Below are 14,431 nucleotides of genomic sequence, written 5' to 3' on the forward strand. Positions count from 1 at the left end.
ATTTATAGGTATAGGATTAGGGGAGTGTTCATTAAAACACTAAAGTAAAACTAACAATTAAAACAAACTAACTTAAACTTGTTCAACCACTAAGGGTTTTGGATAATTATCATCAGCAGTATCGTAAACTACCGGCCCTGCAGCAGAAGCTAATAATGCTACTACTCCTAACACAGCTAAGAGTTTCTTCATAAAAGTATCCCTCCTAAATTAGAATGTTTATTTAACAATTGAATTGCTAACCTAAGGTAAGATGTAGATTTTTTATACATTCTCTGTTTCTCCAATAAATCAGATAAAAACAGTGAGTATCGAATAATATGATTATGATTATTCCGCTGTTTAAAGTAAGGAATCACTTCACCTTCAATGAATTCCATAAGACCGGGAGAATCATTTATTAACATTTTGTAAAAAGTAAAATGTAATTCATGAGGTTTCGATGGATAAGATTCTAAGTGTGCAGATCCTTTTTCTATCCAGGATGCGCATCCTTTATAGTCACCGAGTTTATAATGTTCGGTAATTAAACCATGAATGCAATTAAATAAATCATATTGATTAAGAGGAGTGTCCAAATCAATTGTATATTCAAAACTTTTTTCATAATTTTTTATAGAAGCTTTATGGTTTCCTAATCTAGCTTCTAGAACGCCTAGATTACTATAAACTAACTTTAGTTTATCGTAATCGTTAATTTGAAGTGCGATTTTTCTAGCTAGATGATAATTTTCCATTGACTTTGCATAATTACGAAGTCTGCTAAAATTTATTCCCAAAATAATATGACAGTCAGCACTTTTTGATAGATCATAATAAGATTGATAAAGCTCTAAAGCGTGTTCCACATAATATATCGATGGCGATATATGGTTAGCTTGACTCGAACTTAAAGAAAGCAAGTAGTATAGATCGCTAGCTTCCCATTTTTCAACTTCAATAGATGTACTATAATTTTTTGCTTCCATAAGTTCTTGGAAAGCATCGTTAAAGTCACCTTTATAATACTTTACTAGGCCCGTTATGAGATGGTAATAGAACTCCATTTCTTCATCAAAAGTATCTTTAAGCTGTTTTAAATTTTCCCATGTTTCATAAGCCTTCTCTACCTCGTTTTCTAACAAAAGATAGCGAATGCGAAATAATTCATAGAATATATACAATTGATGATTTTCCAGAGTGCTTTTCTGCTTAAGGAGTTCATCTCTTAACCTTTTTGCATCATCTTTCTGCTTGAAAACGATAGCTTCATACCACTCCCTCAATTTTTCCATAGAAGGGTGGTTGAAATTTGATTCATTAAAATCAATACCAAGCCTCTCGTAAAGCAATTCGAGTACTTCAATGGCTGGAACCGTCTGATCGTTTTCGATCTTTGAAAGATAGGCTGCCGAAATGATGCCATCAGCAAGCTGGTTCTGAGTTAAACCTTGCTTAACTCGATGAAATCGAAGCGCTTTACCATATTCCATTATTCACACACCTAGTTGATCAACTGTCGATTTGATTGCTTTCAAATCTATTTTCAGAATACACGTTCGATGAATTTTTTTCAACTATATTCCCTAGTTTCCCAAGTCGGTCTTTTTTCATAGCTTAAGAGGGGTTAAAAAGGACCAACTTTCACAGGTTTTAATTTAAAAAAGAGGTTTATCTTTACAAAAATTGATAAACAAGTCTAGTAAATGACGCTATTTACCAATTATACCTTAATTGGGTTATGAGTAAACTCCCCAAAAAAAGGGTATAAATGGTATAGAAACGCTTTATTGCCTGTATGAAGTAAAGAGGGAGGAAAAAAAGATGGGATATAATGTTACGCAAAAGTTAATTAAGGATCATTTAGTCAAAGGAGAAATGACTCCAGGTTCGGAAATAGGCTTAAAAATTGATCAAACGTTAACGCAAGATGCGACAGGAACGATGGTTATGCTTGAACTTGAAGCGATGGGTATTGATCGTGCCAAGACAGAAGCCTCCGCACAGTATGTAGATCATAATTTAATACAAGAGGACAGCAAAAACCCTGATGACCATTTGTTTTTAGAAAGTGCGGCTAAGAAATTTGGACTTTACTTTAGTCGTCCAGGAAATGGAGTAAGTCACCCCGTTCATATGCAGAGGTTAGCTAAGCCGGGACAAACCTTGCTTGGATCTGACAGTCATACGTGTGCGAACGGATGTATGGGGATGCTTGCTATGGGTGCCGGAGGAATTGATGTAGCAATGGCAATCGCTGGCGAGCCTTTCTATGTAAAGATGCCTAAAATTTGGGGGGTGAAGGTTACCGGAGAGTTTCCTGAGTGGGTAAGTGCCAAGGATGCTATATTAGAGATGCTTCGCCGCCATGGAGTTAAAGGTGGCGTTAATCACATTTTTGAATATTACGGCCCAGGTTTAAAGAATTTGTCAGCGATGGACCGACATGTTATTGCGAATATGGGAGCTGAATTAGGAGCTACAGCTACGGTATTTCCTTCAGATGAAGAAACTAGAAAATACATGAAGCTTCAGGGACGGGAAGATGAGTGGAAAGAGTTAACGGTAGATGAAGGTGCTGCGTATGATCGTCATGATGAGCTCGATTTATCCAGTTTGGAACCAATGATTGCCAAGCCGTCAAGTCCTGGTAACGTTGTTCTGGTAAGAGAAGTAGAGGGCGAAGATATTTACCAGTCCTACATTGGCTCTTCAGCAAATCCAGGCTATCGAGATTTTGCCATTGCATCAAAGATCGTCGAAGGTAGAAATATTGCAAATGGTTTATCATTTGATTTGAATCCAACTTCCAGGCAAATGCTCATCGACCTTTCCCAACAAGGTCACATCGCTAATTTTCTTCAAGCAGGTGCACGATTGCACCAAGCGGGATGTAATGGTTGTATAGGAATGGGACAGGCACCGGCCTCAGGAAGAAACAGCCTGCGGACAACACCGAGAAACTTCCCGGGCCGCTCCGGTACAAAAGAGGACAGTGTGTTTCTATGCAGCCCTGAAACGGCTGCCGTTTCAGCGTTAACAGGTAAAATTACTGACCCAAGAAATGCCGGATTTGATTATCCTAAGGTTCAAGAATTAGAACAACCTACGATTGATACGGACCTTCTTGATGCTCCACTGCCTCAAGAAGAAGCTGAACAAGTGGAACTAGTAAAAGGACCTAATATTGCCTCAATTCCTAAGATGGATGAACTTCCTAATGATATGGAATTGTCTATCTTGTTAAAAGTAGGGGATGACATTTCTACGGATGAAATTTTAGCCGGAGGAGCAAGAGTCCTTCCTTATCGAAGCAACCTCCCAGAAATCAGTAAGTTTACTTTTGAAATTGTGGATGATACCTATTATGACCGGGCGATGAAACAAAAAGAAGAGGGAGGCCATGTGATCGTAGGAGGTACAAACTACGGTCAAGGCTCCAGCCGGGAACATGCCGCCTTAGCTCCCAGGTATATGGGATTAAGAATAGCGATTGTGAAAGATTTTGCTAGGATTCATTGGCAGAACTTAGTTAATTTTGGAATCTTGCCACTGACCTTTTCTAAAGAAGAAGATTATGAAAAAATCGACCAGGGAGATACGCTTTTATTTAAAGATCTCCGCAAGAAAATCCACAGTAAGAATGGATTTGAAGTAGAACTTAAAGGTAAGAATCAAAGCATACAAGTAGAACATGCACTCTCTTCTAGACAGTTGGAAATGATGGAGAAAGGCGGACTAATCAATTGGTTGAAAGATCGTTTAGACGAGTAATAAAGAAACCTACGGCTGAGAGGCCGTAGGTTTTATTTATGATTCGTCAGTGTCTAATGGTGTTAAACTTTGTTCAATTTCCTTACGTCGGTCTTCTAGAAAAGGTGGAAGGGCAAGACTTTCTCCTAAATGATCCATGTCTTCATCAGTCGCAAAACCAGGGCCGTCCGTAGCAAGTTCGAATAGAATGTGATTAGGTTCTCTAAAGTAAAGGGATTTGAAATAAAAGCGATCCACAAGGCCGGAATTTGGAAAACCTGCTTTTTGGATAATTAACTTCCATTGCTCCAGTTCTTGTTCATCTTCGACGCGAAATGCTACGTGATGGACGCTGCCACGTCCGGGTCGTTCACGGGATAAATCCGTGCGTTCCTCAATATGAACTTCCGCTCCTGTGCCGCCTTCGCCTGTTTCAAGTACGAGTTTGTTGTCGAATCGACCAACTTCTCTAAAGCCCAATATTTCAGTAAGAACCTGTTTCGTAGGAGCAAGGTTGGCGACAGTTAAGTGAACGGGTCCTAGTCCAGTAATCCCACGGTTCGTTGGGAGGCCACTTTTCTCCCAGGACTGACCTGCAGCTACACCTTTGTTATTTTCATCAGAGACAAGCATAAGCCTCTGTCCTTCTGGATCCCTGAACGATAACGTTTTTCGATTAGCATACTCTTTAATAGGGTCTTGCTCTACGTTTAATTGCTTGAACCGTTCTTGCCAGAAACGTAATGTTTCATCATTTTTAACCCTTAATGACGTGGTAGAAATACTGTGAGTGCCGGGATAAGTATTTCCAGCTCTCGGTATTTCAAAGAATGTAAGGTCCGTGCCAGGGTTTCCTTTTTCATCAGCGTAAAAGAGGTGGTACATTGAAGTATCGTCTTGGTTGACCGTCTTTTTCACTAGACGCATACCTAGTACATTTGTATAAAAATCATAATTCTTTTTTGCATTGGCTGTTATAGCGGAGACATGGTGTATTCCTTTAATTTGCATGGTAACCCCTCCCTATTTAGTAATAATCTCGAATTCAAGATAATAATACGACAGAATTTAAAAATTGTCAATTTCATGAAATGAAGTTTGATATACAAATAAAAAAGCGAACATTATAAGTTCGCTTTTTTGCTGCGTTCCTCTTTTTCGCTCTCTCTTTCAAGGATCTCTTTACGAATCCACTGTATGAATTCCTTATCCAAATCTAATTCTACCGCTCTTCGATAAGTAATCATGAGAATGCGAAGAGGAAGGTGCTCTAAATTCATTGGGAGGACCCCCTTACTCTAAGTTAGAAGTTCAGTCGAAACTGTAGCTACGCCAATCAGTTTATTCACATCATTATATATAGGCTGTGCGAAAACATCATAAGTAATGAGACCGTCTGATAATGGGAAAGAAACGTTTTCTCTAATCGACTGTTGTGTCTCAATCACTTTTCGCTTTATTTTCATTAGGCCGATGGTTCCTTCATTGTGATCGAGTTCATCATCTCTTTTACCGATGACGACTTCTGATTTGAAGTCAGGGTGGGGGTTAAACATCCAGGTATACCTTAAATCCAAATCACAATGAGCGACGATAATGGGGGAGTTTCTCAGCGCTAGCGTGAAAGGTTCACTAAGATGTTCTGAGAAAAAAAGAAAGGTATTAATGTTTAAGAAGCTGGCAATTTGTGAAGCTACTGCCATGCTTGGATTTCGAGTTCCGCTCTCTATTTGAGCATAATAGGCACGATCAATATGAGCGCCCTCTGCAATTTGCTGCTGTGTAAGTTTTCTTTCTTTTCTAAGCTGAATGAGCCAGTCTCTCATTATTATCACACCCAATATGTCTATTGTCCTACTTAACATATTCGCAGTCCTGCTCTTAGTATCCTTGTGGCAGTTTGCAACAAAAACGAGTCCATGATTTTATATTCCCTATTTCAAAAAATATACTCCTTTTTTTAAGTTATTATATTAGGTGTTATAGAAGGGTTTGTCCGTCATTTTATTTAGTATACATTTGTTAAATGCTAATCAATAAGAGAAATTTCTGCTATGATAAATCCGGTTGGAGAAGTTTACGGTTTTCACCAAGGTATAGATAGGGGATTTTGTATGTCTTTAGAAATATTGGATATAATTGCTGTGAGTGCTTTTGCTTTTAGCGGGGCCATCGTGGCTCTTAGTGAAAGATACGATATATTTGGTACCTTTATTTTGGGAATAGCTACTGCCTTTGCAGGTGGGATTATAAGAAATATGGCTTTGGATGTCCCCGTTGTACATGTGTGGGAGCAGGGTTATTTACTTTACGTTGCTCTTATAACGATAAGTATTGTTTATGTCTTCCCTAAAAGCTGGGTTATGTTTTGGGATCGTTGGAATATCTATTTAGACGCGATTGGTTTATCAGCTTTTGCGCTGCAAGGGGCTGTGTTTGCAGTAGCGCATGACTTTCCATTAGGAGGCATTATATTTGCTGCTATATTAACAGGAGTGGGGGGTGGAGTAACTAGAGATGTTCTGGCACAGCGTAAACCAATGGTTCTTCATCAGGAGATTTATGCTGTTTGGGCTATGCTGTCTGGGTTGATGGTGGGCATCGGAGTGGTTGACGTACAAAGCGACTTTCAATATTACATCTTATTTATTTTAATCATTGGCTGCCGCGTGTTGTCTTACCATTTAGGGTGGCATTTACGCTTTAGAGATCTCTATCGTCTATAATAAAACCGCGTGAAAACACGCGGTTTTTGTGTGAATTTATTGACGGAAAAGGTCACCAGAAAGGTAACGTTCTCCTGTGTCTGGTGCAATGATGACCACTACTTCACCAGGCTGTTTCTTCTTAGCTGCTTCTATACCTGCCCAGCAGGCAGCACCGGAAGATGTACCTAAAAGTAAGCCTTCCTCGTGAGCTAAACGACGCGTAATATCATAAGCATCCTCATCGGTAACTTGTAAAATTTCATCATAGACTTCTTGGTTCAAAATAGAAGGAATAAATCCCGGGCTCGTCCCAACTAGCTTGTGTTTTCCAGGTTTCCCTCCTGAAAGAACAGGAGAACCTGCTGGTTCTGCTACATGTACCGTCAGTTGTTTATAATATTTTTTTAGTTCTTCCCCTGTTCCGGTAACCGTCCCACCAGTACCAGCTGTTGAGACAAAAGCTGATAGAGGTTTACCCAGCTCGTTCATTGCTTCTATAATTTCTGAAGCAGTGGTATGACGGTGTGCATCAGGGTTGGCGGCATTTTCAAACTGCATGGGCATGAAAGCACCCTCTACTTCTTCTACAAGTTCTTTGGCCTTGGTAATAGCACCGGGCATTTTTTCATCGCCTGGGGTTAATACGATTTCAGCACCATAAGCTTTTAATAAGTTAATCCGTTCTTGTGTCATAGTATCAGGCATAACTAGGATGGATCTATATCCCCTTGCGGCAGCATTCATAGCAATTCCTATCCCCGTATTGCCGCTGGTTGGCTCGATAATCGTTGAGCCTTCTTTTAAATGACCATCATTTTCTGCTTGTACAATCATATTATACGCAGCGCGGTCTTTTACGCTTCCGCTAGGATTGTATTTTTCTAATTTCAAGTAAATATCAGCCCCGCCTTTTGGAGCTAACTGATTTAGTTTCACAAGTGGTGTATCGCCTATTAGGTCAGCAATGTTGTCAACGACACGCATGAAGTCACTTCCTTTGTTATTCTCTATTCAAAAGTTTATCATAACTGCTTATTCTTACAGAAATACTATGCTTAAAAGCAAAGCAAGCATCCCTATCCAGTTAATTTGGAGGGTTTTCTTCTGATAATTCATCCTCCACTAAAGCTTCTGCAAAGCTAAACGATCGTTCTGGAAACGAAATCTTAAAAGCTAATTGATTAGAATTAAGGTTGAATCGGTCTACTTCAATATCAATGTTACTCTCCGTTTCCATTTGAGTCACAGCAACATAAATGTTCTCATCGTTGGGATTGACCGTAACCCATTCTGGGAATTGATAATTTTCAGCAACGAACTCCATAACTTTTTTATTTGGAAGTGGAAGCTGGCCGAGCGATATCCGCTCCTGTTCTAACACTAAATCTCCATTTTCCTGAACAACGGGGTTGAGCTCAACCTTAATAGGTATAGTTTGTTCAAAAGCTCGAATATTCCCTGCTAACGTAACGTTTCGATCGAGGGATATCGAGTAATCAAACACGGTTTGAGTCGAAATTTCACTTAAATACTCATTCGCTAACTGCTCTAAATTCTCTTTCGTAGAGACAACCGTAAACTCTGCTTGAGAATCCTGTTTTTCTCTATCCACGTTAACGAGCGTATATGAACTTGGCAGGAGAACCAAGGATAATATCCACGCAATAATAGCAACATTAATAATCGCAAGTATAAAAAAAGACGTTTTCCATCGATTTTTTAAAAACATACGCTTTAGCATAAATGCACTCCACCTGTATTATTCCTCTATTTCATCTCTAATATATTCTAACACGCGTTTGGCCATTTGTTTATAGCCTTCCTCATTAGGGTGGAAATGATCTTCTTCCCATAAAAGTTCACTTTCATTTCCTTCAAACACATCATTAATAGGGATAAATGATGCGGTTGGGTATTCCTCTATTACTTCTTCACTAACTGTGTTCCATTCATTCATAATTTGGGCAAGAGCTGGAATATTTTCGAAATATTGATTGAAAGGATTATATAATCCAATGAGATAAATGGAAGCATCAGGATTCGCACGTTCAACTTCGGTTAAAATCTCATTTAATTCATCGCGATACCGCTCACGGGCTGGAGAGAAATCGTCGTAGCTTAGACTCGTGAAATGATCTTCTATCACTTGTACCACATTATTTGCCCCGATTGTGATCAGCACTAAGTCTGCTTTTTCAACCGAAGAAGAAATTTCATCAGATTTCATTCTAGTGAGCAGTTGATCTGTACGATCTCCGCGTTTTCCATAATTATCAATTGTAAAGTTGGCTGTTTCATTATTTTCGTTAATGTTATCTTCAAGAATACCAACATATCCACCGTTTTCTGTACCATCTCCCACTCCTTGAGTAAGAGAATCGCCCATAGCTACTACTTCTAAATCATCTCGAATAAAAAGATTACGTGCATTCTCGATGACTCCAGAGAATACTTCTCGAAGTTCGTCACTCACCGTGCCTTCTTTCTCTTCAGGAGCATCGGTATTTTCATCCTCAGAGGTTTCCTCTTCTTCTTGGTCCTCATTTTCCTCTCTGATATTGCTCTCATTCTCCTCATTTGTCTCATTCACTGTTTCGGAGTCGTTTTGACTATTGTCTATAGGATTTGTAACAAATGTAAATACAATAAGAGCAAGAAATATAATGGAGAAGGAGAGGAGAAACAGCCACTTTGCTTTTTTCATTTATGATCACACCTGTTGTAGTATTATGAGTTATGATTAGTATATGGATAGAACCCATATTTAGGGATAAAAACAAGTGATTTATAAAGACGGCAATCACTTATTTAAAATAATTCATTAAAATTGTAATAAATACCTTGTAACCTATATTATAGCACTTAAAACTATAAAATAGACATTCGAAATTCTTGATTTAGAGGTGACGGTAAGAGGTTAAAAGAAATACATAAGGGGGGGCTCGTTCATGTCAGGAAAAGTAAGTATTTCTGTACGTGAATTAATGGAATATGTGTATAGAAGGGGCAGTATAGACGATCGGTTTCGATCAAATGCCTCTATGCTTGAAGGTACAGCGATTCACCAATCGGTTCAAAAAGAATACGCGGATAAAGATGAAAGTGAAGTTTTTTTGAAATGGGATTATACAACAGAAGATATAAATGTAAAGATCCACGGACGTTGTGACGGGGTACTAACGACTTCAGAAGGAAAAATTATTGATGAAATAAAATCGACGGCTCAAGATCTTGAAGACATTACGGAGGCGAGCTATCCCGTCTATTGGGCACAGGCGAAGGGGTATGCTTATATTTATGCCAAAAATGAAGATTTAGAAGAAATAAAGGTGCAGCTCACATATGTGCAAAAACGCACAAAAGAAAAGAAGCGATTTTTATATAATTTTTCCATCAGCCATCTGGGAAAATTTATGGAAGAAACAATACTAGAATACGTCTCCTATGCTAAAGTGCTAACGCATATTAAGAATGAAAAAGAGACATCTATTCCCGATTTAAAATTCCCTTTTCCACGCTATCGTAATGGGCAGAGACATTTAGCTGGAGCCGTTTATCGCACTTCTCAAGAAAAAAGAAATTTATTTGCACAAGCTCCTACAGGAATTGGTAAAACAATTTCAACCCTTTTTCCGGCTATAAAATCAATGGAAGAAGGAAAGCAGGAACGTATCTTTTATTTAACAGCAAAAACAGTTACGAGACTGACCGCAGAGGAAGGGTTAGCTTTAATGGAAAAGAGCGGATTACGATTGCGGTCGGTTACACTCACTGCGAAAGATAAAATATGTTTTAAAGAAGAAACGATCTGTCAGCCCGATTATTGTGAATTCGCTGATGGGTATTACGACCGTATCAATGGAGCGGTTATAGACGTATTAAAAAACGAAACACAAATTACCAGGCCCGTAGTCGAAAAGTATGCTCGTAAGCATCGTGTCTGTCCATTTGAATTCTCTTTAGATTTAACAGATGTCGTCGACGTTATTATTGGTGATTATAACTATGTTTTTGATCCAAGAGTAGCGTTAAAACGGCTTATGCCGGAGCATAAAAAGAAAACGGCACTTTTAATTGATGAAGCCCATAACTTAGTCGAACGGGCGCGGGAAATGTATTCAGCGACAATTGTGCGCAATTCGTATTGGCAAGTAGAAGAAGAGTGGGGAGAACTGAATCATAAATTAGCACAATCTGCTCAAGCCGTACGAAAAGATTTACAAAGCTTAAATAGTGAAGATGAAACAATAATTACAGAAATTCCTGGAGAGCTTGAAGAGAACTTAGAACGATTTATCGAGCGGGCTGAAGAAGTTTTAAGGGAAGACCAAGATGGGGAAGATACCGAAACCCTCCTGGAATGCTATTTTTCAAGCCAAAATTTTGTGAAAATTTTCAGTTTATTAGATGAACACTACAAGATTATTACATCTAAAGATGCTTTAAAACTATATTGTGTAGATCCATCATTCGTGTTAAGAAAGGTCACGGAAATGTTTCGGTCCAGCATATATTTTTCAGCCACTTTATCACCCTTTGCTTATTATAAGGAGATGCTGGGTGGACAAGAAGATGACTACATTTTAAAACTTCCCTCTCCATATAATGCAGATCAAATTAAAGTAACAATTGCACCTATATCTACTCGTTTTAAAGATAGAGAAAATAACGCAGATAAACTAGCAGAACTTCTATATAAGCAAGTAAAGAATCAGGAGGGAAATCACTTGTTTTTCTTCCCTTCTTATCAATACATGAATATGGTTTACCAGGCTTTTCAGAAGTTTGAAGATGTAGATGCTGTAGAACAAGAATTTGGGATGACAGAAGAAAGAAGAGACGACTTCTTAGCTCAATTTGTTCCTGGGGGATCACTCATAGGTTTTGCAGTTCTTGGCGGCGTGTTCTCAGAAGGCGTTGACTTAAGAGGGAATCGTCTGAATGGAGTAGCCGTAGTTGGAATCGGTTTAGCCCCTCGAAGTTTTGAAAAAGAGCTGATAAAGAACTATTTTACTAACCGCGGTAAAAATGGCTACAATTATGCCTATGTATATCCAGGGATGAATAAAGTGCTGCAAGCAGGAGGACGTCTTATTAGGTCAGAGGAAGATCATGGGGTAATCCAACTGGTTGATGACAGATTTCTTCAACCAACCTATCAAAAATTATTGCCAGTAGAATGGCAGAATTATAATATTGAGAAATAAATCATTTCCTGGGAAATAAAATTTGATTATGTCGAAAGAATGCTCTGGAACAGGAAGTTCTCACTAAAAGTGAGAGGTTCCTATTTATTTTTGTCAAATTTGTGAGGGAGTAAAAGTTTGAACGTGAGACATTTAGGTTATCTCTTTACAGAATAGTAAAAAATATAGGAGGATAGCTTATGTCAGAACGAAAAGTGAAAAATCGGTGGCTGATTGCGTTAGGTGCAGTTGGAATACATATTTCAATTGGCTCTGTCTATGCGTGGAGTAACTTCACCGGCCCCCTGGGTGAAGAGTTTGGCTGGACTTCACAACAAGTTCAGTTGACATTCAGCTTAGCCATTCTATTTTTAGGGTTATCGGCAGCATTTTTAGGTTGGTTTGTTGAAAAATATGGGCCGCGAGTAGCTGGTATTACCGCAGCTATATTCTTTGGAGTTGGTGTGTTTGGTTCCGGATTTGCCATTCAGCTGGAATCTTTATGGGCTTTATATTTCTTTTATGGAGTTTTAGGTGGGATAGGTCTGGGTGTAGGATATATTGCTCCTGTCTCCACATTAGTAAAATGGTTTCCAGACCGAAGAGGATTAGCTACAGGTATGGCCATCATGGGTTTTGGGTTTGCTGCTGCAATAGCAAGTCCGGTCATGGATTGGTTAATTGGTTCAGTAGGAATAGCTATGACATTTTTTATATTAGGAGTTAGCTATTTTGCAATAATGATATTGTCGTCCTTATACTTATCACGACCGCCTGAAGGCTGGACGCCTAAAGGCTACAATCCAGATGAAGAAAAAGATGTGAAATCACAAGATCTAGCGAATATTAGAGCAAAAGAATCTTTAAAGACGAAGCGATTTTACTATTTATGGATTATGTTGTTTATTAACATCACATGTGGAATTGCCGTAATTTCGGCAGCTAAGCCGCTTGCTGAAAATAGTGTAGGAATGAGCGCCGGAGCTGCCGCAACTCTTGTTGGTGTCATGGGAGTGTTTAACGGGCTTGGACGAATTGGTTGGGCTTCTGCTTCTGATTATATAGGTCGATCCAACACATATATTATCTTTTTCGCCTTGCAAATTCCATTGTTTATGCTGTTGCCTATCACAACCTCTGTTACTCTATTTGTCGTGTTCTTTGGAATTATTTACACTTGTTATGGAGGAGGATTTGCCACTCTGCCTGCATTTATTGGTGACTTATTTGGTACAAAAGAACTGGGCGCTATTCATGGTTACATTCTTACAGCGTGGGCGGCTGCTGGCTTAGCCGGTCCTCAATTCGCTGCAATCATGAATGACTTAACGGGCAGTTACGCGAATAGTATGATCTATTTTGGTGTATTATTTATTGTAGCTTTAGTGGTGTCTATCTTAACGAAGGTGGACATAAAGAAAAAACAATCTGCAATGAGAGAAAAGCAGTCTAATGCATAATGGTAAACTCGAATACTTATTTTACTCCCCTTCCGATAGAGTTATTAGGAAGGGGTTTTTGATGGGCTGAGGGGCAGGGAATTAACGGCTTTTGATTGGAGATCCCTTTGATGATCTTCAGGAAAAGTTAATTGTATTGGCTGCCCAATCCGGTTAAAACTGGTCCTTTAGTGGCCGGTTTTTTTGTTTGTCTTCCGAGAAACTTGTACAATACTAGTAAGTTGAAAACTGGGGGGAAACGGATGAGTAGAATCACATGGGTGATGCTCTTCATTTTACTTGCAGCTTGTCAGGCTGGTGAGAATGGGGGCGGAAATGAAACTCAGCCCGAAGAGAACGAGCAGGATGAGATGGAAAACGATGAAAAATTTTATGAAGTAGCTTCAAATCTTAAATCTCCTTGGGATATGGAAGAATATGATGGATTATTTCTAATCAGTGAACGTGGAGGTACTATAGCGCGAATCTCAAGCGATGACCAAGTTCAAAGAGAACAAGTATCAACAGATAAAGAGATCTCTCAAATTGGTGAAGGGGGGCTGCTTGGCTTAAAGCTGGACCCGGACTTTGAGAATAATCAGCTAGCTTTTGCTTATCATACTTACGAAGAAGCAGGAGAAATTAAGAACCGAGTAATACAGCTTCGTTACGCAGAAGGCGAATGGCGTGAAGAGAAAAGTCTATTAGAAAATATTCCGGGCAATAACTTTCATAACGGAGGCAGAATCGAGATTGGACCAGATGAGAACCTTTACGTGACGACTGGGGATGCTCAAAATGAGCAGCTTGCTCAAGATGAAGAGAGTTTAGCGGGGAAGATTCTTCGTATGGATTTAGATGGGAATATTCCTGAGGGTAATCCAATAGATAATTCTTATATTTACAGTATGGGGCACCGTAATCCCCAGGGCTTGGATTGGACTGAAGATAGTACATTGTTTGCCACGGAGCACGGACCTACCAACCACGATGAAGTGAACAAGATTGATCCTGGCGCAAATTACGGATGGCCTGAAATAGTGGGAGACGAATCACAAGATGGGTATCAGGATCCTCTTTTTCAAACAGGTAATGATACGTGGGCTCCATCCGGAATGGTTGTATATAAGGACGAATTGTACGTTGCTGCTTTAAATGGAGAAGCTTTAATGAATCTTGATACAGAGGGAAATGAGACAGAAGTTGTAACTAGTGATTACGGAAGACTGCGAGATGTTGAATTGGTTAATGAGGAACTATATTTCATAACGAATAACACGGATGGAAGAGGAAATCCAGAAGGTGAAGATGACAAGCTAGTTCGTTTTTACCCATAGAAGGAAGCCAGGACCTTGGAGTAGGTCCG

At 39.2% G+C, this 14,431-nt stretch carries 13 protein-coding genes; 5 read left to right on the forward strand and 8 right to left on the reverse strand.

Features of this window, described 5'->3' with window-relative positions; all coding sequences use genetic code 11:
* Positions 1–72: 72 nt before the first annotated feature.
* Together ACGTNH_RS02420 and ACGTNH_RS02425 are read right to left on the reverse strand one after the other, a co-directional pair.
* Positions 73–192 (reverse strand): lipoprotein, encoded by a 120-nt coding sequence (locus ACGTNH_RS02420; protein ID WP_394584751.1) that lies wholly within the window; start codon positions 190–192, stop codon positions 73–75.
* Positions 189–1,472: a helix-turn-helix domain-containing protein gene (locus ACGTNH_RS02425; RefSeq protein ID WP_394584752.1), complete on the reverse strand. Its 1,284-nt coding sequence runs from the start codon at positions 1,470–1,472 to the stop codon at positions 189–191. Before ACGTNH_RS02425 ends, ACGTNH_RS02420 begins: the two co-directional genes overlap by 4 nt.
* Positions 1,473–1,803: 331 nt before the next feature.
* Here ACGTNH_RS02425 and ACGTNH_RS02430 point away from each other — a divergent pair, with 331 nt between their 5' ends.
* A complete protein-coding gene (locus tag ACGTNH_RS02430; protein ID WP_394584753.1) occupies positions 1,804–3,753 on the forward strand; it encodes an aconitate hydratase in 1,950 nt (649 codons plus the stop codon).
* A gap of 36 nt (positions 3,754–3,789) precedes the next feature.
* On the opposite strand, the gene ACGTNH_RS02435 is transcribed toward ACGTNH_RS02430, so the two are convergent.
* From ACGTNH_RS02435 to ACGTNH_RS02445, 3 genes are all read right to left on the reverse strand, one after another.
* Entirely contained in the window at positions 3,790–4,743 is a 954-nt protein-coding gene (locus tag ACGTNH_RS02435) for a ring-cleaving dioxygenase (RefSeq protein WP_394584754.1), read from the reverse strand.
* A 113-nt stretch (positions 4,744–4,856) separates the two neighbouring features.
* Complete coding sequence (gene sda, locus ACGTNH_RS02440) at positions 4,857–5,012, reverse strand: sporulation histidine kinase inhibitor Sda (protein ID WP_394584755.1); 156 nt, start codon at positions 5,010–5,012, stop codon at positions 4,857–4,859.
* Positions 5,013–5,030: 18 nt separating this feature from the next.
* On the reverse strand, positions 5,031–5,558 hold the full coding sequence (locus ACGTNH_RS02445) for a helix-turn-helix domain-containing protein (RefSeq protein ID WP_394584756.1): 528 nt from the start codon (positions 5,556–5,558) through the stop codon (positions 5,031–5,033).
* Positions 5,559–5,846: 288 nt separating this feature from the next.
* Here ACGTNH_RS02445 and ACGTNH_RS02450 point away from each other — a divergent pair, with 288 nt between their 5' ends.
* Entirely contained in the window at positions 5,847–6,458 is a 612-nt protein-coding gene (locus ACGTNH_RS02450; protein WP_394584757.1) for a trimeric intracellular cation channel family protein, read from the forward strand.
* Positions 6,459–6,494: 36 nt separating this feature from the next.
* Here the strand turns inward: ACGTNH_RS02450 and cysK are convergent, their stop codons facing one another.
* From cysK to ACGTNH_RS02465, 3 genes are all read right to left on the reverse strand, one after another.
* Positions 6,495–7,424 (reverse strand): cysteine synthase A, encoded by a 930-nt coding sequence (gene cysK, locus ACGTNH_RS02455; RefSeq protein ID WP_394584758.1) that lies wholly within the window; start codon positions 7,422–7,424, stop codon positions 6,495–6,497.
* 100 nt (positions 7,425–7,524) lie between these two features.
* Positions 7,525–8,181, reverse strand: a complete 657-nt coding sequence (locus ACGTNH_RS02460) for a YpmS family protein (protein WP_394584759.1) — start codon at positions 8,179–8,181, stop codon at positions 7,525–7,527.
* Between the two features lie 18 nt (positions 8,182–8,199).
* Positions 8,200–9,144, reverse strand: a complete 945-nt coding sequence (locus ACGTNH_RS02465) for an SGNH/GDSL hydrolase family protein (RefSeq protein WP_394584761.1) — start codon at positions 9,142–9,144, stop codon at positions 8,200–8,202.
* 244 nt (positions 9,145–9,388) lie between these two features.
* On the opposite strand from ACGTNH_RS02465, the gene ACGTNH_RS02470 reads away from it, so the two are divergent.
* The 3 genes from ACGTNH_RS02470 to ACGTNH_RS02480 all read left to right on the forward strand — a co-directional run bounded on the left by ACGTNH_RS02470 (position 9,389) and on the right by ACGTNH_RS02480 (position 14,402).
* Positions 9,389–11,647, forward strand: coding sequence for an ATP-dependent DNA helicase (locus tag ACGTNH_RS02470; protein WP_394584763.1), 2,259 nt, complete (start codon positions 9,389–9,391; stop codon positions 11,645–11,647).
* Between the two features lie 179 nt (positions 11,648–11,826).
* Positions 11,827–13,086, forward strand: coding sequence for an L-lactate MFS transporter (locus ACGTNH_RS02475; protein WP_394584765.1), 1,260 nt, complete (start codon positions 11,827–11,829; stop codon positions 13,084–13,086).
* Positions 13,087–13,328: 242 nt separating this feature from the next.
* A complete protein-coding gene (locus ACGTNH_RS02480) occupies positions 13,329–14,402 on the forward strand; it encodes a PQQ-dependent sugar dehydrogenase (protein WP_394584767.1) in 1,074 nt (357 codons plus the stop codon).
* Positions 14,403–14,431 lie beyond the last annotated feature (29 nt).

The organism is Halobacillus sp. B23F22_1, from assembly GCF_043497005.1.
In the GTDB taxonomy this organism is placed as follows: Bacteria; Bacillota; Bacilli; order Bacillales; family Halobacillaceae; genus Halobacillus_A.